The organism is Chryseobacterium sp. T16E-39 (assembly GCF_002216065.1).
Classification (GTDB): domain Bacteria; phylum Bacteroidota; class Bacteroidia; order Flavobacteriales; family Weeksellaceae; genus Chryseobacterium.
On record NZ_CP022282.1, the window covers coordinates 1,325,546 to 1,347,252 of the forward strand.

Genomic DNA, 21,707 nt, shown 5'->3' on the forward strand with positions numbered 1-21,707 from the left:
TTTTTGCTTACGATTAATATTTAAGAAAAATACTCCATTTTTTTTAAAATATTTTTATCCCAAAAGGAAAACTTATATTAAAAAGAAAAAACTCCCTCTAGCAGGAGTTTTCTTAATCAAACAATTTATGCTCATTTCATTTTTCCCTTTGCGTTAATTAGTGTAATTGAGAATCAATTTTCTAAGAGAATCATTACTTTTTTGTAAATCGGACTGTTTCTTTTCCAACCAGGCTTTTTTACTACTGATATCTTTTAATCCGTTATCGATCATACTTTGTACAGCAGTTGGCGCAGGCATTCCAAGACCTACTTTACGGGTTACGATTTGTACAGGATCCAAAGCCTCCTGAAGTTCACCGTTTGTAATATTGAGCTTCTGATTTCTTTTCGCTGCCACATTTTTTATCATGTCTATCGTAATTTTATCAGCGGTTTTCTTTTCTGTAATAGCAAGATTGACCACATCTGCTATGATTTCGTGCGCATCTCTAAAATCTATATCGTTTTTTCTAACAAGAAGATCCGCAAGGTCAGTCATCGTAGAAAAATTTTCTCTTGCATATTTCAGCATCTGCTCTTTATTGACCTGAAGTGTTTTAGTAAGTCCTGTCATTGCATGTGTAGCTGCCAAAACAGCATCCAGTGATTTTGGTTCCAGCGGTGATCGTGTACCACTATGCTGATATTCTACCGCATTAACCGAAGTAAGAATTGACATCAGCTGTCCCACCGAATTAGCCGCTGCTTTTCTGCTGCGCTCCAGGGCATCAGGATTTTTTTTCTGTGGCATCATACTGCTGATTCCTGCAAATGCATCATTAAGCTCTACAGATCTGTATTCATCAGTGCTCCAAAGTTGTATTTCCGATGCAAAACGACTTAAGGAACTCATATAGATCGCATTATCGGAAGCAAATTCCGAAATATGATCCCATCCTGCTACTCCTTCTATCGTATTAGATACAAGACCTTTAAAGCCTAACAATTCTCCAACACGTGCTCGGTTTATAGGCCAGCTTGTCCCTCCGGTCGCTCCTGCACCTAAAGGACATTCATCCATTCTTGTATAAAGTTCAATATAGCGATCCAGGGATTTTGAAAAACTTTCATCAATGGCTGTAAGGTAATGCGCAAACGTTATAGGCTGTGCTTCCTTACGATGAGTATAAGCTACCATAACAGTATTCAGATGGCCTGAAGCCTTAGATAAAAGTTCAATCCGGAACTGTATCAATGAGCTGATAATATCCAATAGCCTATCCCGTAAAAACATTCTGTTGGTCGTATTATCCATATCATTTCTACTTCTCCCTATATGCATTTTACCCCCTAAGTTTCCTATTTCTTTTATTAAAGCTGATTCATAGGGCAGATAAAGACGGAGAGCAGGATCATTTTCAGCAAGTTCATCAACATTTTGTAATCCCTTAAGTATTTTTTTTGCTTCATCTTTAGAAATAATGTTTTGCTCAGCGAGCATAATGACATAGCCTTTATGAAGGTAACTTTGATAGGGAAACATAGCATCAGCTAAGGTTTCATTTTTTGTTTCGTAATCATATAGTTCCTGAAACTCTGGTGCTTTAGCAACCGAAGTTCTTCCGATGCGGCTTGCATCCTGTAAGGAATTGTTTCCATTGGGATTTGTTTCTGCTTTCTTCACTAGCTGAGCATTCGTATTTTTTGAGAATAAAAGGAAGATTCCTATTGTTACTATCTTTAAGGGGGCATGATGCATAAAGTGTTTATATATTTTAATTATTATTTTGAGTCTATTATAATTAGAAACTTCTATTATCAACACTTTCAATACAAGTTCCTGGTACAGTTAAAACTAAAAGCTCTATCACAAAAGTAAAAAGAAAAACCTAAATAAAGCAACATTGTTGCGTTAAAATATTACAAACTGACCGCATTATATAAGGAAGACCCTTACAAATTTTGTAAGGGTCTTCTTTTATCATTGCCAGATTCAGCTAGTCGGGAAAAAGTAAAATCATTTTTCCGGAAAATTCTTTTTTTATATCTCAACAGTAAGCATATTCCTCTTTAATTTACCCTCTCGCTTTTTCATCTGTAAAGAACTGAAATCCATCTTTTTTCTCAATAAGCTGCATTGGATATAACTTTGGATTATATGCTCCATTCAATATTTCATTCAGTGCATGTTTTTTTGACTCCCCAAAGGCAACTACCAATATATTTTCAGCTTTATTGATCAACGGTGCGGTCAAAGTAATTCTGAACATTTCCTGAGGCTTCAGATAATAGGCAGAAACCCACTTCTCATTTTCATCAAGGACTTCTTCTCCTGGAAATAAAGAAGCCGTATGCCCATCATCTCCCATTCCTAAAAGAATAAAATCAAAAATACCTTTATCACCAAGGACATTTCGTATCTCTTTTTCATATAATACAGCATAATTTTCGGGAGATATTCCATCCTGATACATTGGGAAAATATGGTCTTTACTCACCGGAACTTTATCCAACAGTGTTTCAAAAGTCATCCGTGCATTGCTTTTGTCATCATGTAAAGGAACCCAACGCTCATCCACCCAAAAGAAATACACCTTATTCCATTCGATTTTTTCTGCATATTCCTGGGTGGCCAACAAACTGAAAATGGCTTTTGGAGAAGAACCTCCGCTTAATGCAACTACAAAACGGTTATTTTTTTCAATAGACTTCTTTGAAAGATCAACAAAAGTATCAGCTGCTTTTTTATAGAGCTTCTCTAGATCTTCAAATACGGTAATATTCATCTTTATTCTATTTAAATTATATTGTATTATACCCAATTATGCCCTTGTCTTTCAACCAAAGAAATACTGTCATCTGGTCCCCAGCTTTCGGCCTTGTAATTAGGGAAAGACAAATCTTTATTATTTTCCCAGGCTTCCTGTATGGTGGTGACCACATCCCAGGCTTCTTCCACCTGATCAGAACGCATAAATAAGGTAAGATCTCCTATAAGAGCATCCAACAGTAAAGTTTCATAAGCTTCAGGGGTATCTTCCTGGCAGACAAAATAATCAAAGATCATTTCAACGGGTTGTAAAACCAATGAAAGACCCGGTTTTTTCGTCATAAACTGCAGTCTGATATCCATCAATGGCTGAATATTGATGATGAGCCTGTTGGCAGATAAAAGATGCGGGGTATCTGAAAAAGTAGAATGAGGAAGCGCTTTAAACTGAATAGTAATATAAGAATGCTTTTCTTTCATTTTCTTCCCTGTACGAACGTAAAAAGGAACATCCTGCCATCTTTCGTTATCCAGATAAAATTTTACAGCGGCAAAGGTTTCCGTATTGGAATCTTTAGCAATCCCATCTTCCTGGCGATAACCTTTCGTCTCCACTCCGTTCACTATATTTTTCCCATACTGACCTCTTACCGCATAATGGTCAACCTGATCAGATGAAATTCTACGAATCGATTTAAGGACATCTACTTTGCGATCCCTTATCTCTCCTGATTCCAATGACGCAGGGGGTTCCATAGCCACCATACACAGAATCTGCAATAAGTGATTCTGAACCATATCCCGCAATGCTCCGGTCTGCTCATAAAAAGCTCCCCTCGTTTCAACTCCTACCTCCTCGGCAACTGTAATCTGCACTGATTCTATGTATTTGCGATCCCATAAAGGTTCAAAAATAGAATTTCCAAATCTAAATGCCAGGATATTCTGCACCGTTTCTTTTCCCAGATAATGGTCGATACGATAGATCTGTTCTTCTTCAAACGTTTGTGCCAGAAGGCTGTTGAGTTCGATTGCAGATTGCTTATTGTAACCAAAAGGTTTTTCAATAATGATACGGTCCTTTTTGGCATCAGCTGCCAATGACGTATTTTTAATATGATTGGAAATCGTAGAAATGAAATTAGGGCCAATTGACAGGTAAAATAACCTGTTTGCTCTCACTCCATATACTTTGTCGAAAACCTGTAATTTTTGATGCAGAGCCTCATACGAAGCTTCTTCATCCAATTGATGCTGAAAATAGGTAATATGAGCCTGAAAACCTGCCCAATCTTCAGAAGTTACTTTCTTTCTGGAGAAATGCTCAAGGTTTTCTTTGATATAAGCTCTAAAATGCTCATCGGTATTTTCTGCTCTTCCCAATGCTATAATATTAAAGCCTTTGGGCATTCTGCCATCAATATATAAATTATAAAACGCAGGAAAAAGTTTTCTTTTTGCCAGATCTCCTGTAGCACCAAAAATAATGATTGTCGTTGGCTGCAAGATTTTATTGTCGTTCATTTTTCCCAATTTTATTGATTTACATTTTGCCATGAAGTATGAAAAACACCTTCTCTATCGATTCGCTGATAGGTATGTGCTCCAAAATAGTCACGTTGAGCCTGGATGAGATTTACCGGCAGGGATTCCGTTGTATACGCATCGAAATATCCTAAAGCAGTTTGAAGTCCCAGGCTTGGAATTCCATTTGAAACAGCAAAGGCAGCCACTTTCCGTAATGATGCGATTTTTCCTTTAACGATCACAGAAATATCCTTGTCAAGTAAGATATTAGAAAGATCAGGATCCCTGGTATATGCCGAATAAAATTTTTCCAATAACACAGAACGAATAATACAACCGCCTCTCCAAATTTTCACCACATCCTTTAATGGAATTTCAAAACCGTATTCTTGAGACGCTTTAACCAATAAAGCCAATCCTTGTGCGTAGCTGATCAGGGTTGCTAAATAAAGAGCATCCCCAACTTCGCGGATGAATCCATCAATATCTTCCGGGCTCATCATTTCCTTTCCGGAATACAGCTGAGAAGCCTGAACCCGCTCTTCCTTATAAGCAGATAAAATCCTTGATGTAACTGCAATATCGATCGTTGGAATAGAAACACCAATTTCCATAGCCTGCTCAGAAGTCCATTTTCCGGTTCCTTTTGCTCCGGCTTTATCCAGGATCTGATCCACAAGATAACCTTCCGTCAGTGAATCTTTCTGTTGGAAAATGTCTCGGGTGATCTCAATTAAAAAAGAGTTCATTTCACCATTATTCCATTCTTTAAAAACTTCATATAGCTGATCATTATTCAGATTCGCTCCTTTTTTCAGCAAATCATAAGCTTCACTGATGAGTTGCATAATGGCATATTCAATTCCGTTGTGCACCATTTTCACATAGTTTCCGGCAGAACCTTTTCCCATATATGCTGTGCAGGCTTCGTTATCCACCTTTGCAGAAATGGCTTCAAGCATTGGTTTAAGAAGATGAAAAGCTTCTAAATCTCCACCCGGCATAATACTCGGTCCTGTTCTTGCTCCTTTTTCGCCCCCGGAAACCCCCATTCCCATAAAATGCAGACCATTTGAGGCCAGATCAGCAATACGCCTGTTTGTATCTTCAAAATAAGAATTACCCGCATCAATAACGATATCACCTTTACTTAAAAGTGGTTTAATGCTTTCAAGAACAGCATCTACAGGTTTACCTGCAGGTACCATAAGAATAATTTTTCTTGGTGTTTCTAATGCAGATACAAAATCTTCTAATGAGCCTGTACCTTTTATTTTCATTTTTGAGTTTGCTCCTTCGTGCAGATCTTTTACCTTCTCTTCATCAAGGTCAAATCCTGCAATTGAAAAACCATTATCAGCAATATTATAAAGAAGATTTCTCCCCATTACGCCAAGGCCAACCATCCCGTAACTATATCCTTCCATTGTATTGGTATTAATATGAATTTTATTATACAAAGAATAAATTTACGCAAAGCCCATGAAGAAAAAAATAAAAGTCAAAAAAAATTCCCCTGATTTAATACATGTCACTCATTTGTTCTTGATATTCAGTCTATCTTTTTTTTAAATAAAAAAAAATGACTCAATTCAGAATTTTATACAATCACGATCCAGACTATTTAATTACCCCGTATGTAATTCAGTACATGGTGAATAAGTATAAAATTCCGCTGTATTATATTGGTAATAACTGAATAATCGCTTATAATTATGAAAATAATCTATCAAAAAATAACTGCTATTTTGTACAATTAAGTATATATTTGCCAAAATTTAAATTCATGAACTATAAACTTGCGCTTAATACGCAGGAGCCTAACTCTAATATTGTATTTAATACAATTGTATTTGATGCCTTCAAGATCAATATAGTTGAGAGGTATGCTGGATCAATGAATTCTAGACCAAAACTATGTGAGGTTTTGTTTAAAGTAAGAACTTTAGATGATGACATCATTAAAAGAAGAGATGGTAATATAAGGGTAAAAATTAAAGGTGATGAGTTTGATGCCTATTTAAAGCTAACCCTGAAATTGAATTCTTATGAATACAAAAACAAACTAATCAACAGAAAAGATGCTGAACAGGATTATGTTCATTTTATTCTGAGTTTGGTAATTGCTAATTATAATCTCAATTAGTTTACTTTTTTTAATTAAAAGTTTCCCGGAATTTCTGGTAAACGCGAACTGAAATACAAGTATTAAAGTTCCTAAAATTAAATAAAGTTCTGAAAGTCCGGAATTCTTAAGTCCCAATTTGCGTTGTTAATTATATTCGATTCCCCAATCGATTACTGTTTCATATATATGACAACAAAAAAAGAATCAAAATCTTTAAATTATTATCAAACAGGTTTTGCTTCTGGTTTTCGCCTGCCTATGTTTTTTCATTAGTGGGTAACGATTCTTCTTATCTTTAATCTAACAGGTTTCTCCTCAAAATATTTATGACCTTCGAAGATCATTTCACCGTTTTTATGTATATAGAAGTCGATCTAAAACCATAGTAAACCTTCTTTTCCGGCTCATTTGATTTTAACAAACCATCTGTTTCCTTACATTTGTTAAATCATAAATAAAAATAAGTGGAAAAAAATATTGATTTGATTGCCAACTTTGGAAAATTAGTCGTTTTTCTAATGGTACTATTTTCTGTTTTTCTCTTTACAGTTAAAAGCAATAAGAGACTAGCCAATCAATTGTTTGCTTTGTTTATTCTGTTGACAGCATTTGACTTTACCGGTTTTTTTCTGGGCAAAGCGCTGGACGACTACCCCACTATTCAGATCTTAAAAACGTCATCCTCTTTATTACAAATGCCTTTATTCTATCTGTATGTACTGGCGACTTGTTATTCTGATTTTAAGCTAAGCCCTAAACATCTTATCCACGCTGTATTATTCTTTTTGTTTGTCATCATTTTCAGTGTTACTTATATTTCTGATAAAAGTTTATCGTTATTTACCATCATAGGGGAAATACAGTATTACGTGTATATTATTTTTATATTTTTCAGTTTAAAAAAATACAAGACAGTGTATTTGGAAAATTATTCCAATAACGATAACAGTACTTATAAATGGCTGTTCCAGATCACCTTGTTTTTTTTCTTTGCTCATCTTTTTGTATTGATAAAACTCGCTCTTTTATATTCCGGAAAAGATCAGAATCTGCTACAAAACATGTATATCGTGATCAGTACTGTTGCTTTATTTACGATATGCTGGTTTGTATTAAAAGCTTTGTACAACCCCCATCTTTTTACAGGTGTCACTACTACCCTCGAGCCTATTGAATCTGCGCTTGAAAAAACCAAAATAAAAAGTGAAAGAAAGGAAATATCCGATGAATCCGCAGTCAGACTTATTTCTTATATGGAAAACAACAAGCCTTATCTTGATTTTGACCTGACCTTACAAAAATTGGCAGCTCAGATGGATTTACCTGAAAAAGAATTGTCGATACTTATCAATCAAAAAATAGGAAAGCATTTTTTTGATTTCATCAATGAATATCGGATTGAAGATGCCAAAATACTTTTAAAGGATCAACCTGAACTAACGGTCCTTGAAATCCTGTATGAGGTAGGTTTTAATTCTAAATCATCCTTTTACACCGCCTTTAAAAAAGAAACGGGAATTACACCATCAAACTACAGAAAATCAGCCTTTTAAATAATGTCCGACTTTTAATCGGACTCTTTAATTGGCACTAATGAGTCCGACTACCGATACCCGGACTTTTATGATCTATTAAAATTTCAACTTTGTTTCAAATTAAATTTTGAATCAAATGAAACATTTATTTCAGGTTACATCAATTCTTGCTTTTACACTTTTTTATAGTTTATTTTCTGCTCAAAGCGCAGACAGGGTACAGCAATTCCATAAAGTAGATTCTTTATTAAATCACTACTATCAAAAAAGTAATCCCGGAATTGCCCTGGCCATTATTGAAAAAGGGAAAACCATTTATATGAATCAAAAAGGTATTTCAAACATGGAATATAAGATCCCTATTACTGATTCTACCGCTTTTCATATTGCTTCTGTCTCCAAACAATTTACAGCTTTTCTTGCCGTTTCATTAGAAAAAGAAGGCAAACTTTCATTAGATGATGATATAAGAAAATATTTACCGGAATTGAAAGGTTTACCCTATAAAATAAAGCTTCGCCAACTGGCCAATCATACCCACGGACTACCCAATTTATATGAATTAGCCCAACTCAGAGGTATAGAACCCGGTGATAAAATGACGCATAAAGAGGTGGTAGACATGCTATTGCACATCAAGCAGGTTAATTTTAAACCAGGTGAAAAATACGAATACAACAATACAGGCTTTGTTTTGCTTGCCGAAATTATCGAACGGGTATGTGGGAAGCCATTCCAGGAGGTATTAAAAGATAAAGTTTTTATACCATTGAAAATGAACAATAGCCTAGCCGTCAACACCCCTTCACTGATCGTTAAAAACAAAGCCTATTCTTATCGCCTAAACAAAGGAAAGTATGACAATTACGCATTTAACATCATGGCAAACGGTTCCTCGGGGGTTAGTACCACCATTAAAGACCTGAGTAAATGGGTAATCCATCATCAGTACCCATCTCCAAGAGACAAGGAAATTTTAGACGAAATGCAACAACCTACCCTACTCAATTCAGGAGAGGTCATCCCATACGGTTTGGGATTAGAATCTAAAAATTATAAAGGTCTTGGCATCGTTTTCCATGGTGGTGGAGATGCGGGCTATCGCTCCTATATTTTAAATGTCCCGAAATATAAATTTTCCATTGTAATACTGGGAAATAATAATGATTTTAAACCATTTGAATTTGTTTATGAAATTCTCGATTTATATTTAAAAGAATATGAAAAAGAACCTTCACTACCCCTAAAAACGACTTACACGACACAGGAACTCAAGGCTTTTCAAGGTACCTACGAAATGTTTCCAGGATCATTTTTTACTATACTGGCGGAAAACAATTCACTTTATTACCAGCCATTTGGTTCAGAGAATAAAATGGAGTTACCCGCCATTGGAAATGATCGTTTTGCAAATCCTCCTTTGCCAATCAGCTATTTTTCATTTGGTAAAAATACCTGCGACTTCCATATCGCCGATTTTAAATATCAAGGCAAAAAAGTACAGGTAGATCTTCCAAAGGCTAATGAAATAAATTTAGCTTCTTTTGTTGGAATTTACAAAAATGAAGAATTTAATACAGAATATGAATTGGTTTTGGAAAACGGTAAGTTGGTAGCGCACCACAGTCTTAATGAGGCTATTCTTCTACATCCGCTTACGAAGAGCAGCTTTTATTCAGACGAAGGATTTTTCGGAAAGCTTGTGTTTGCAAGTGACCCACATGGTAAGGTTACTCAATTCCTGTTATCAGGACAAAATTTAAAGGATATTACCTTTGTAAAACTTAGGTAAAATCTTCTGAACAATTCTTTTATTAAACCAGTTCTGTATTTTAAATGATACCAATCTGTTGATAAGTTTTGCTTCTATATCCTATCAGTAAATTGAGAGATCTCATATTTATTGTTAGAAAATGTAGAGGCATTACTTATAAACAATCTGAAATTGAAACTTATAAAAATCCCAATTCATTCAATTTGATTCCCTAACCTCTTAAGGTACTCATTTCCTAATGGTGAAATTTCATAACCCACCTGATGACTGATGGTTAAGCCAAGGTTCTTTAATTTGCGGATGTTCAATTTTAGCAAGTCTTTTTCAGATCCTGTCAAAGTTGCAATGCCAGCTGCGTGAAGGTGGGGATTTTCCTTTATGGCAGCTAAAACAGATTTTGTCCAGGCTCCCTGTTTACTAAACTGATCCATACGGTCCAGTTTTTTTGTCAGATCTGCAAACTGCTGTTCGGATAATTCCGCCTGTTCTCTCAATTCAATTCTAGGATCTTCGGAATGATAGCCAACCGTTATTTTAAACAGCGTTCCGGTATTGTAATCCTTCAATGATTTCATTAATTCTTTTTTGTCTGTAAAGCCTGCATTTAAAGCATCTTTATCAGTTATATCATTTTCATTTACCGCTTCAACGTTATGAATTTTAACCAAACCAATAGAAGTATGTAAAAGACTATCGCTATTTACCGTTGCCTTTTTCCAATTGCGAAATGCTAAGGTGATATCTCCTGATTTGATCCCTTTCAAATGTACTTCCTTGAATAACATATTTAATTTTATTAGGCTAAATATACTTAAATAACATTTTAAAAGTTAAGATATTTCTTCATCGTAAGAGTGCAAATGAACTTATTTAACTATTGTTATATCATAATTTAATGCTCTAAAGCTTTTACCAATCCAAGGGTATCTTCTAATAAAATGTACTTGACAATCATTCCGTCAACGACAGTGATCTGAGTAAAAAAAATTGATTTGAAATTTTTTCCGGTTTTAAGCATATGGGTTTCAAAATTTCCTGAACTAAGCACTACATTTCCTTCAATTGCAATATTATCAATCGAAGCAGAGACAGGCTCTGTACTTTGCCAAAGCAATTCAAAAAATTCTCTTACCTGACTATAGGTTTTCCGATGCCCCAGCCAGGGAGCAATTGTTTCGTTACCCGGAACATACCAATCCAGTGTTTCAGGAATCAGGTTCATTATCATTTCAATATTACGCTCTCCTAACGCAGTGTAATATTTTGAGACTGTTTCGACAGGGGTTTTGCTTTTCATATATCTATTTGTTCTTTTATTAATAATATTTTTTAAGTGTACCAGATTCAATTTTTTAACCTGGTACACTTACAAGTTCATTTTAGCTTTTCCAAAACTGATCCTCCTGTATCAGGTCGGCAGAAAAAATTTCCACTTTTGAGATTTTATTCTGCTCGATTGTATAAATATCAGTATTATAAACATCCAGTGTTTCACCGGAAACTTTCTCTCCGACCCAATGCAGCTGACATGCGATCCTGTTATTGTTGACACTTATGGAGTCAAAAGCTTTTAATTGTAAGGTATTGCCTGTAATTGCAAACATTTTGCCCACCATTTCAAATACTTCCTGCTGCGAATTCTTCTGACCAGAGATCTCATTATTTCCCGGCTGGTTCCATTGTACTTCAGGGTCCAGTAATGAACTTATTTTTTCAAGATCAATAAGTTTAACAGCTGTTAAAAATTCGGTCACGACTTGTTTTGGTTGATTTTCCATACTTTTTTTTATTTTTTTATCTACGTCAAAGTTCGCTGCTTTCCTAAAAATTTTAAATACCCCAAAACGACATTAAATGATCATTTCCCGCCAATTTTAATCCTTTACTCCCGGAATATTGATATTTTAGCGTATTGTAGTGATCTATCATGGAAAACCAGTCTAAAATTTTCAGCTCAAAACTAATTAGCTATGCGGTTCAAAGAGATGTTTCTGCTGACCAGCTGATGCTTGCTTCAAATATCACCCTAAAGGAACTGACAGACTTAAAAACGCCACTCAGCGATAAACAAATTGATGACCTTTGGTTGAATGCCATATCTATGACCAAGGATAGCATATTTGGTCTTCATCTTGGAGAATCGTTACAACTACAGGCACTTGGAATCGTAGGAGAGATCATTAAAACAAGTAAAACTGTAGGTGAAGCTTTGACGAATGCAGCACCATTCGTCCATGTGATCACCTCATCAGTGGAGCTCAGTATTTTAAAGGATGATGATCATTTTTCTATTGTCTTTATTCCCCTCAATCCTTTGTGGTATGAGCATATTGTGGATATACAAATAGTTGATCTTTTAATGGTTTTGGTTGTACATGAACTTAATGGACTATTGTTTAAAAAACTGTATCCCCGTTCAGTAAGTTTTGCCCGACCATTGGAGAACATAGAAGAGTATGAACGGGTCCTCCGGTGTCAACCGCAGGACAATGCGAAAATGAATCAAATTTCGTTTGACATTGCGTATTGGGATGAAAAAATTATAACCACCAATCATGAACATCAGAAACTGCTTCTCAGCCAGTCACATCTTTGGCAAAATAATGATACTGCCAGGAAATTATTTAAAGACAAAGTGTACAATTACATCCGTGCCAATTCTTATCTGAAAATGGTCACTCTGGACGACCTTGCAGGCAACTTCAACCTTAGTACACGTACTCTTCAGCGTAAATTAAAGAATGAAGAAATCAATTTTCAACAGCTCGCTGACGAAGCACGTAAAAACTTAGCCATCATGTATCTAAAAAATGACTCTTTCCAGATAACTGAGATATCGGGTATGCTTGGCTATAACGAGGTAAGCGCATTTATCCGGGCATTCAAACGATGGACAGGACTATCTCCTGCCAGCTATCAAAAGAATTTGAGCAAGCTTGCCATAGAGCCCGGATAAGGAATCTGAATCCTTGCTATTCTATGCATCCACATTCAATAAAAAAAGGAAAATCTGCCCTGTTAACTTTCCTGATTTTCTGTTAATAAAATTTGAAATAGTTTTTCATTAAGATCTGTCCTCTTTTGCTATATTTGATCTTAAAAAAACGAACTATATGAAATTCAAATTACTAATACTAAGCATGATAGCATCTATAGTAATAGCATGCAATTCCGAGAAAAAACAGAAAGAAGAATCAACGGGCAATACCGATTCTACCCAATCTGTAAATGCAAATCAGGAACCTCAGGCAGCAACTGCTACCAAAAAAATGGACATTAATTCGATTCCAATTTCAAACAAACCACTTGGTGCTTTTCCGTATTTTAATCTGCCTGAAAATTATCAATCTACACCCACAAATAATACCGCCGACTTTGATGTTGCCTATTTCTGGGTAAAAGATCATTTTGAAAAACCGGAGGGAAAAATTTTCTATGCAAGAGTTACAGCCAAAGAAGGAAAATCTTACAGTGATCTTGAAGTAGAAAGGAACCTGGACGAGCTCATTAAAAGTGTTGACGGCCTAAAAGTATCTCAAATGAAAATACCTGTCGATTCATCCTATGCGGTTCCGGATAATAATAAATTGAAATACATGAATGGATATGGGTTTATGTCCAGTGCAGTTACCACGACTTACGTGATTCGCCGTTCTGACAGAAATATATGGATGCAGCTTACTCCCGGGGATGATGGAGTTTCAGCCGGTTGGATGATTTTGGAAACAAAACCATTCAAAATGACCGCTTCCCTTACCCAGGCGGATGAAATGAAAAAAGAATTGGATACCAAGGGACACATTCCTTTGTATATCAATTTTGATACGGATAAAGCAACAATTAAACCTGAATCCTTACCTATTATTGAAGAAATACAAAAATTGCTGGCAGGCAATACAGCCCTAAAAATCCTCATTGAAGGCCATACCGATAACAGTGGTGTTGCCACTCATAATAAAAAACTTTCTGAAGACAGGGCTAATGCTGTGAAAATGGCATTAATTGCTAAAGGAACAAATGCTGCGAGATTGCAGTCAAAAGGAATGGGTTCTGACAAACCTATTGCAGACAATACGAGTGAGGATGGTAAAGCAAAAAACCGCCGGGTAGAAATTGTGAAAATTTAAAAACAGATATTAATACAACCATTCTTTATTATCAGTTTTGTAAGATCAATTGGAACTCAGTTCTGTCCTGTTTCATTACTTACTAAATAATAAAAAACAGCACCAATGATTTTTCATTGGTGTTGTTTTTTTAAACCTATAAAATGTCGTTTATTAAATAAATTAGGTCACAAGGATACCTATCAATTTCCAAAATTCACAAAATGAGGAACGTCTGTTCCAAAATTATTGATTGGTAAAAGGTTATTCCGGTTGCTATTGAAATCAAAAACAGAATGATTATCAAATGGAACACGGGGATAATAGGTGAAAGAGATCTGAATCCTGTTGAATACAAGGAACGGATTATTAATTAAAACACCAACCCCTATTTTTGTATTTGCTTTTGTTTTAAGTAAAGTATCATCCGGCATACCCAACCAGCCTACTGCTGCCGTTAAATATGGACTAAAATGGAAATTCTTCCAGCTTTTGTTGATAAAAAGCTGAAGCTGGTATCTTAAAACCAATTTTTTAGTTCCTATATAATCTGAATTGTAAACTGGAAATTCATCTGCAGAAGAAAGATTAATTCTATCTTTATAAGAATAATTATGCTGCGGATTTCCTAATGCTAAAGTCGGAGAAAAGAAATGCCTTACTTTGGCAAATTTCCAATCCATAAGATTAGTAAAATAAGTACCATCCAAGCGGAAAGACTCTCTATTTTTGTCATCTTCATTAAAAAATCTTCCAAACTGAGCTTTTACATTGAAATAACCCACCTTTATAAATTTACCATAGGAAGCAGAAACACCTACATAGGGTTTTACATCATTATTTCTTGATAAACCTCCTGCGGTGAAGTTCAATGAACTACCGTACGCAATATCCTCTGGCAAATCATATTGAAAAATATTCTTCTGAACCGAAAAATTCCTGTTTATAAACCCTACAGACATCAAAAAGCTGCTGTACGAATTAAAATACTGGTACTTGTCGATCTCAGGACTGTCTTTATATTGATAATTCTGAAATCTCCCTATGATGGCAATGTTACTGGAAACATTTTTAACGGGGTCAGAGGAAACCGGAATTTGATACCCACCCCATAAATCCTGACTGTACACTTTGATTTGAACTTCCGGATACGTTGTATCTGTTTCTATCGGAAGCAGAACGTTTCGCATAAAATATTCGAAAGTAAAACCACCGGCCCATTTCGTAAGCGGTGAGAAAAAATCTCTTCTGACATTAAAATTGATCCTCTCATTTCTAAAAAAATCCCGTTCCCCTAAAATCTGCGCATTGATGTAAGAGCCAAAAAGATTATATGCCGTATAGCTTCCTAAAATATAATTTTGCTTTTCCTTCGAATCATTTCTATAAAGAAAATCAAATGTATGCCCTAATCCCAAAACATTTTCATCCGTAACTCCTAGCCCTATTTTACTTCCTGAATAGCTCAATCTTGGCTTTAAACTCCAGGAATCAAGAACTTTTACCACCACATCAATAGAATCTTTAGTGGAAGCACTGTCCGAAACGCTGATGTTAACCCTGTTTATAAAAGGCATTGTTCTCAGCAAACGCTCAGATTCGTAGAGTTTCTGAGCATTATATTCTTCACCTTCTTTAAAAAGCAAATAATTATTAACTGTAGAAATCCTTGTTGTAGAGTGAAGGTGATCGGTCACCCATTCGTACCATTTTAATTTTTCTTTATTATCTTTCGAACCATATCCAAACGGGTCAATTGTTTCAACCCGGATATTTCTGATATATTTTTTATGGTAAGTCTCCTGCAGCAACTTTTCAGTTCTGGACTTTACAGAAGTCGAGTCCGCTTCCCTACGAAACAGTAAACGATGAATGAATTTGGTCACTTTTCTCTGATCTGAAAATTCTTCTATTTTGTAGTAAAGAGAATCTTTTTTTTCCTGTGCCTGTAAGAAGCAAAAACCACTTAAAAAGAAAATTAAAATTACAATTGATTTAGTCATTAGTCCTCGGAAATTCAATAAAGTTTGTAATATCAATTTATGAGCCAATAAAGATTAAAACCCTACTAATATATCGAAATATTAATGCAAAAGATAACAATTTATAATCTTTTGATGTTAAAATTTAATACTGAAAAAGTCCGGTACAAATGATCCTATTTATTCTGATTTATCAAGATGCTTCCCTTTCAACAAACCTGTATAAGCATGATGATATAAATCATAAAGAAAATCGTGTGTTAATGCCTGTTTTTTAAACAACAGCTTTCTATAACAGTCTTTTTTTAACTATTTTTACTCCATAATAAATAGAGAACTAATACGATATGAGAAAAATTATATTTGCAGGCCTAATGGGTTTAGGAGGATTTTTAACAGCAAATGCACAGTGTAAAACGGTATCTACACTTGTAGAAAATTTTGATACATGGAAAGATGTGAACAAATGCTGGACTGCTCAGTCAGGAAAAGCAATGCTTTACCCTAATGATAAAAAAATTATATTTTATTCGATGAACAGCCCTGGTGAGAACATGTATTTAATAACCCCGAAAGTTAAAGCAGGAGCGTATACACTTTCGTTTGACGTTTCAGACAATGGCGGAGAAACAACGGTGGAATTGTTCTCAATAAGCAATAGCTCAGATGCAAAATCATATACTTCTATAGCCAAACCATCAAAAATAACAGGAGATAAAAAAGTATTTACTATTTCTCTAAAAAAAGACAGCCATTTGGGAATGAAGGTGGTCCTAAATGGAGTGCATCAGGCAGTTTACCTGGATAATGTATCTCTGAGTCCAAAAAAATAAACAGAATATAAAACCTAGTAACTGGATAACTGGGTAACTATGGAGAATATCATAGGTATTTAATAAAATTCCAATGCCTAAATCTTATGGCATTGGAATTTTACTCGTTAACATGCATGAGAAAAGTCAACTAGCATGTTGGAGGAGGTGAATTTGGGCAAGTTGTATTACCACAGTAATCAGGAGCCCATGATTTGCAGCATCCTGCTACATTATCCCAGCTGTTACATCCAAGAGGCGGTCTTCCTCCAGTGATCGTTTTTAATTCTCCCTTGTTTAATTTTCTTAGATTGTTCATAATTGTTATTTTAATTTGGTTGATCAGTAAATATCGAAAATCATTTCCAATTAGACAACATTTAGTGAATTATTTTATTAATTTCCAACAAGATCACCAACCTTTCATAGAATACTTAAAACTAAGATACATCATCCATTTTCCTCATTCTACAGAGGTCAGAGGTGCTATTCGATGAACTATACAACAAGCTTAAGATCTAAGGTGAGAAAGGTATTTTCTTGTATGCTAATCATTAACCTGGAAAGATATCCTACTTGTTTTAAGCTTTAGATAATGCTTTTTATGTATATTTAAAGCAAACTTTTAGCTAAAATGAAACAACAATTATTCTTTAAGCAGATCTTTTTTCTGCTCTCCTTTGGCTTATCCTGCTTTTCATTCGGACAAAACAACAGCTGGCAGCCTCTTGGCCCTAATGATTCCAGCCAACCTTCTTTTGGAACCTCTGATGTTACCAGCCTTACTATGGCTCCAAATGGTACGGTTTACTTTGGTTATAGGGACTATGCTAATAACAGTAAAGCTTCAGTAAAGAAATTTAACGGGATAAGTTGGGAAAATGTCGGTATAGAAGGATTTTCGGATGGCATCATTTCCCAGGTCGATCTTGCTATAGCCCCGAACGGCACTCCCTATATCGGATATCAGGATTACACTAATAATAGTAAAATGACTGTAAAAAAGTTTAATGGCAGTAGTTGGGAAACAGTTGGTACAGAAGGATTTTCCACCGGTGTTCCTGTTTTTACAAGTTTAGTTGTAGCACCTGACGGAACCCCATATATCGGATATTCAGATTTCAGCAACAGTAAAAAAGCTACTGTGATGAAGTTTAATGGTACCGATTGGGTAACGGTAGGTACGACCGGGTTTTCTGCGGGTGATGCCCAATATACCAGCCTTGCAATAGCCCAAAGTGGTACACTCTATTTAGGTTACAGCGATATAGCTAGCGGCGGTAAAACCACTGTAAAAAAATTTAATGGCAACAGCTGGGATACTGTTGGAACAGCAGGATTCTCAGTAAATCCCAGTGCTTTATATGTCAGTCTTGTAATATCACCTGATGGTACTCCATATATAGGGTATTCAGATTTCTATGGCAGTGAAAAAGCCACTGTAATGAAATTCAATGGCACCAATTGGGTAACAGTAGGTACGGCTGGGTTTTCTGCGGGTACGGCAGTGTATACGAGCCTTGCAATAGCTCCTGACGGCACTCCTTATATAGCTTATTCAGATGGCACTAACAGCATGAAAACTACAGTAAAAAAATTCGATAACAACAATTGGGTTACGCTTGGGACGCCGGGATTCTCTGCAGGAGGTGTCAATTATAATGTTGACCTTGCCGTTAGTCCCGATAATAAACAAGTCATTGTAGGATACAGCTTATCAGGATCAAATGGTATTTTCGCTAAATACTACGATGCCGGCGAGTTGAATATCAAAGAAACGGAGATTCAGCATTCAGGAATATATCCCAATCCGACCAAGGGAGAACTCAATATCAAAACAGATAAGAAGATAAAATTATCAACCTTGTTTGATATGTCTGGAAGGAAAATTTTAACAACCTCATCACAGAAGATCGATGTTTCTCCATTGGCAAAAGGAATTTATATGCTTACTGTACAGTTTACAGATGGTACCTCTTTATCAGAAAAAGTGATCAAAGAATAAAATTCACAGGAAGATTCTGTGAATATATTTACAACAAAAGCCTCTTATAGAGGCTTTTTTCAATTACAGATGTTCAATTGAAGGATTTCATATTATGTTTATTACAAAGACACAGACGGTTTCATGGAAGATTTTCCAGATTTCTTTTCCAATTCATGAACTACAACTTTCGCTATCTTTTTCGAGCTGAATGGGTTTTGTCCGGTGATCAGATTCTTATCCACCACAACATAAGAAGTCATTGGAATCAAAGCTTTTTGATATCTGGATCCCCGTTTTTTCAAGGTATCTTCGAGATTGAAAGGCACTTCTTTTTTTCGACCTGCCAAGCCTTCTTCAAACCAATTATAGCCGGTTATTTTTTTATTTTTGATTAGATAATTTCCGTCCTTTGTTTTCACATTGATCAAACTGCTCACGCCATGACAAATGGCCGCTACCATTTTATTTTCTTCATATTGTTTAGCAATGATATTCTGAAGAACAGGGTTATCAGGGAAATCATACATTGTTCCATGTCCGCCTGTTACATACACCACATCATAATTTTCATTTTCAACTTCTTTTAAACTCCTGGTCTTTTTGAGTTCCTCTCTAAATGTCTTATTATTCCAATACTTTTTAGACATTCTATCTAAAGTAAAAAATTTCAAACTCTCCGGATCAACAGGGGTATCCCCTCCGTTTGGACTTGCAATGGTAATATCATATCCTCTCACCTTCGCTGCATCATACATATGGGTAAGCTCGCTTAACCATAAACCGGTGGAATATTTCCCACTCGTGTACATACTGACGTTGGTAACAATTATTAAAATTTTTATAATGCCCATATTCTTTTTGTTTAATAGGACAAAGTTGATGAGAAACCATTGAACGTGAGTAACTCAATTAAGGAAAATTGTAACTCAATCTCAGAATAACTATGCCGGGACAGATCTTTTAAATTAATTAAATGATGCTCTAAATTCAAGGGGGGATTTAGAGGTCCGGTTTTTAAACAAACGATGAAAAGATTGAGGATGCTCAAACCCCAAATGATAAGCAATTTCAGAAACCGACATTTCCGTAGTAGACAACATTTCTTTTGCTTTTTCGATTAAACGGTTCTGAATATGTTGCTGTGTGGTTTGACCTGTCTGCGACCGGAGCATATCACTTAGGTAATTGGGGCTCAGGTGAAGCTGTTCTGCAATAAAGTAAACTGTTGGAATACCATTTATCATTAGTTTTTCATTTTTAAAATAGTCATCCAACAAGGCTTCTAATTTTGAAAGTAAATCACTATTAGCCTTTTTCCTGGTCAGGAACTGCCTGTTATAATAGCGGTCACAGTATTTTAAGAGTAGATCAAGATTTGAAATTAATAAATCCTGTGTAAAAGAATCCATATTACCATTCATTTCCCGCTCTATATTATCGATAATATCTAAAATGGATCTCTCTTCCTTTTCAGAAAGATGTAATGCCTCATTAGCGGTATAGGAGAAATAACCATATTCTTTGATGGAGGACGCCAACCCATATCCATGCAGAAAGTCAGGATGTAGCACCAAAACAAATCCTTTTACTCCATTCAAAAGAACATCTTCCAGCTGAAAAACCTGATTCGGAGCCACAAAATACATGATACCCTCATCAAAATCATAATATTGCTGTCCGTACCGAAACTTCCCGCCCGCACAGTCTTTTTTCAATGCAATCATGTAAAACTCAGTAGTCACTGCATTGACAAAGGTTTCTCCTTCCAGTTTTATATTATCAAAATTAAAGACACTAATCAGGGGATTTGATGGCTTTTCCAACCCTAGAAATTTGTGGAGTGAACTGATTGATGAAACTTTTTCCGGAGTTTTCATATTGTTTTTCGGATTTAAATAATACTAATTTACTGATTTATATCTGACTAAATTCTGTTCGTCCCTTATGGTACTTATACCTTGTTCATAGGTGGTTGTCTGAAATTCAGGAAACCGCTCTCTAAACTTTGAATCATCAAATATATTATCATACTTATATCTTGAAAGAAGCTCCAGTAATTCCTTGATATTCTTATTGAATAAAGAACCTAATTTAAATGCAAGCTTAGATACCAGCGAATATTTGAGATCTCTGTTATAAATAATTGAGGCAATTCTTATAAACTCCTGATAAGTGGGATGACTTTTATCCACCGGAAGGTGCCAGGTCTGGCCATATGCGTCACGAGTATTCCCTATCAATGCCGTTGCCCGGCTAGCGTCAGGTGTCCATATCAAGCTTCTTTTTTTATGAGCACTTAAGGGTACTTTTAATTTTTTTTCTTTTTGAATATTGTTAAATATAAGGGTATTGGTGATACTCTGTGTTTTACCGGGTCCATAAAATTCAGGTGCACGGCAGATAACTGCTTCCAGCTCTCCAGACTCAATTTCTTTCAAAATCATTTCAGCCATTTTTTTTCTTACTCTACCCTTTCTTCCAACAGGAGCAAATACAGTTTTTTCTGTCAGTATCCGACCATCCTGAGGATACATATAAGTATTATCAAAGAACACAAGCCTGGTTCCATTGATCTTACAGGCAGCAATCACATTACGAAGCATGAGTGGGAAATTCTTTTCCCATAGCTCAGTATTAGCAGGAAGTCCTAATGTAAAATAGGCAATTTCACTACCTCTTACAGCTTCAATTGCTCTTTCCCGGATAGAAATATCAGCAGAAAATAATTCATCAGTATCGTTTACTTTGATGGGATTTCTACTTACAATACGTATCTCCGAAGTAAAGTTTCTTTTTAACTCCCTTGCCAATTCTTCCCCAATCTGACCGGTAGCTCCTAATATTGCTTGCATAGTATTTAATTCTTTTAATTTATTGTCAAGTATTCTTTTTTCAATGATACGTCCAATATATTCTTATTACACTGTTTTTTAATACAACAAAGTTCGGAAGAGCTGAAATAATTGGAGTAGCTTAATTAGGGAAAGTTATAACAGAATCTCTGCTATTATGAAGCGTATCCATTTACCAGCTTCCATTCGATTGGCACATCTTTATTAAGGATTTTCGGCAGGGTTATGGCTTTAATTAAAATTATAAAAGCCC

Annotated in this window: 19 protein-coding genes; 7 read left to right on the forward strand and 12 right to left on the reverse strand. The window is 35.4% G+C overall.

Translation table 11 applies throughout. From position 1 onward, the window contains the following. Positions 1–153 precede the first annotated feature (153 nt). From argH to gndA, 4 genes are all read right to left on the reverse strand, one after another. Positions 154–1,665, reverse strand: coding sequence for an argininosuccinate lyase (gene argH / locus CEY12_RS05865; protein ID WP_157676764.1), 1,512 nt, complete (start codon positions 1,663–1,665; stop codon positions 154–156). A 391-nt stretch (positions 1,666–2,056) separates the two neighbouring features. Continuing rightward, positions 2,057–2,767 carry a 6-phosphogluconolactonase gene (gene pgl, locus CEY12_RS05870; RefSeq protein ID WP_089026801.1) on the reverse strand — a complete coding sequence of 237 codons (711 nt, stop codon included), beginning with the start codon at positions 2,765–2,767 and terminating at the stop codon, positions 2,057–2,059. A gap of 26 nt (positions 2,768–2,793) precedes the next feature. Continuing rightward, entirely contained in the window at positions 2,794–4,275 is a 1,482-nt protein-coding gene (zwf, locus tag CEY12_RS05875; RefSeq protein ID WP_089029802.1) for a glucose-6-phosphate dehydrogenase, read from the reverse strand. 11 nt (positions 4,276–4,286) lie between these two features. Further along, complete coding sequence (gndA, locus tag CEY12_RS05880; RefSeq protein ID WP_089026802.1) at positions 4,287–5,705, reverse strand: NADP-dependent phosphogluconate dehydrogenase; 1,419 nt, start codon at positions 5,703–5,705, stop codon at positions 4,287–4,289. 359 nt (positions 5,706–6,064) lie between these two features. Here gndA and CEY12_RS05885 point away from each other — a divergent pair, with 359 nt between their 5' ends. The 3 genes from CEY12_RS05885 to CEY12_RS05895 all read left to right on the forward strand — a co-directional run bounded on the left by CEY12_RS05885 (position 6,065) and on the right by CEY12_RS05895 (position 9,733). Continuing rightward, positions 6,065–6,424 carry a prevent-host-death protein gene (locus tag CEY12_RS05885; RefSeq protein ID WP_089026803.1) on the forward strand — a complete coding sequence of 120 codons (360 nt, stop codon included), beginning with the start codon at positions 6,065–6,067 and terminating at the stop codon, positions 6,422–6,424. A 446-nt stretch (positions 6,425–6,870) separates the two neighbouring features. Further along, on the forward strand, positions 6,871–7,959 hold the full coding sequence (locus CEY12_RS05890) for a helix-turn-helix domain-containing protein (RefSeq protein WP_089026804.1): 1,089 nt from the start codon (positions 6,871–6,873) through the stop codon (positions 7,957–7,959). A 118-nt stretch (positions 7,960–8,077) separates the two neighbouring features. Next, complete coding sequence (locus CEY12_RS05895) at positions 8,078–9,733, forward strand: serine hydrolase domain-containing protein (protein WP_089026805.1); 1,656 nt, start codon at positions 8,078–8,080, stop codon at positions 9,731–9,733. A 176-nt stretch (positions 9,734–9,909) separates the two neighbouring features. Here CEY12_RS05895 and CEY12_RS05900 read toward each other — a convergent pair whose 3' ends face one another. The 3 genes from CEY12_RS05900 to CEY12_RS05910 form a co-directional block, all read right to left on the reverse strand. Next, entirely contained in the window at positions 9,910–10,500 is a 591-nt protein-coding gene (locus tag CEY12_RS05900; RefSeq protein WP_089026806.1) for a hypothetical protein, read from the reverse strand. A 107-nt stretch (positions 10,501–10,607) separates the two neighbouring features. Further along, complete coding sequence (locus CEY12_RS05905; protein ID WP_157676765.1) at positions 10,608–11,012, reverse strand: nuclear transport factor 2 family protein; 405 nt, start codon at positions 11,010–11,012, stop codon at positions 10,608–10,610. A gap of 82 nt (positions 11,013–11,094) precedes the next feature. Then, positions 11,095–11,493, reverse strand: a complete 399-nt coding sequence (locus CEY12_RS05910; protein WP_089026808.1) for a nuclear transport factor 2 family protein — start codon at positions 11,491–11,493, stop codon at positions 11,095–11,097. A gap of 149 nt (positions 11,494–11,642) precedes the next feature. Between CEY12_RS05910 and CEY12_RS05915 the strand changes: the two genes are divergently transcribed. After that, complete coding sequence (locus CEY12_RS05915; protein ID WP_089026809.1) at positions 11,643–12,671, forward strand: AraC family transcriptional regulator; 1,029 nt, start codon at positions 11,643–11,645, stop codon at positions 12,669–12,671. Positions 12,672–12,828: 157 nt separating this feature from the next. Continuing rightward, complete coding sequence (locus tag CEY12_RS05920) at positions 12,829–13,842, forward strand: OmpA family protein (RefSeq protein ID WP_089026810.1); 1,014 nt, start codon at positions 12,829–12,831, stop codon at positions 13,840–13,842. A 182-nt stretch (positions 13,843–14,024) separates the two neighbouring features. On the opposite strand, the gene CEY12_RS05925 is transcribed toward CEY12_RS05920, so the two are convergent. Beyond that, complete coding sequence (locus CEY12_RS05925) at positions 14,025–15,824, reverse strand: hypothetical protein (protein WP_089026811.1); 1,800 nt, start codon at positions 15,822–15,824, stop codon at positions 14,025–14,027. 326 nt (positions 15,825–16,150) lie between these two features. Between CEY12_RS05925 and CEY12_RS05930 the strand changes: the two genes are divergently transcribed. Beyond that, on the forward strand, positions 16,151–16,636 hold the full coding sequence (locus tag CEY12_RS05930; protein ID WP_089026812.1) for a hypothetical protein: 486 nt from the start codon (positions 16,151–16,153) through the stop codon (positions 16,634–16,636). A 130-nt stretch (positions 16,637–16,766) separates the two neighbouring features. On the opposite strand, the gene CEY12_RS22215 is transcribed toward CEY12_RS05930, so the two are convergent. Next, the gene (locus tag CEY12_RS22215; protein ID WP_157676766.1) at positions 16,767–16,934 is read right to left on the reverse strand and encodes a bacteriocin-like protein; all 168 of its coding nucleotides are present in this window, start codon (positions 16,932–16,934) and stop codon (positions 16,767–16,769) included. Positions 16,935–17,249: 315 nt separating this feature from the next. Here CEY12_RS22215 and CEY12_RS05935 point away from each other — a divergent pair, with 315 nt between their 5' ends. After that, complete coding sequence (locus tag CEY12_RS05935) at positions 17,250–18,620, forward strand: T9SS type A sorting domain-containing protein (protein WP_089026813.1); 1,371 nt, start codon at positions 17,250–17,252, stop codon at positions 18,618–18,620. Positions 18,621–18,721: 101 nt separating this feature from the next. Here CEY12_RS05935 and CEY12_RS05940 read toward each other — a convergent pair whose 3' ends face one another. The 3 genes from CEY12_RS05940 to CEY12_RS05950 all read right to left on the reverse strand — a co-directional run bounded on the left by CEY12_RS05940 (position 18,722) and on the right by CEY12_RS05950 (position 21,454). Next, entirely contained in the window at positions 18,722–19,453 is a 732-nt protein-coding gene (locus tag CEY12_RS05940) for a type 1 glutamine amidotransferase domain-containing protein (RefSeq protein WP_089026814.1), read from the reverse strand. Positions 19,454–19,567: 114 nt separating this feature from the next. Next, complete coding sequence (locus CEY12_RS05945) at positions 19,568–20,479, reverse strand: helix-turn-helix domain-containing protein (protein ID WP_089026815.1); 912 nt, start codon at positions 20,477–20,479, stop codon at positions 19,568–19,570. A gap of 24 nt (positions 20,480–20,503) precedes the next feature. Continuing rightward, complete coding sequence (locus tag CEY12_RS05950; RefSeq protein WP_089026816.1) at positions 20,504–21,454, reverse strand: NAD-dependent epimerase/dehydratase family protein; 951 nt, start codon at positions 21,452–21,454, stop codon at positions 20,504–20,506. Positions 21,455–21,707: the final 253 nt, after the last annotated feature.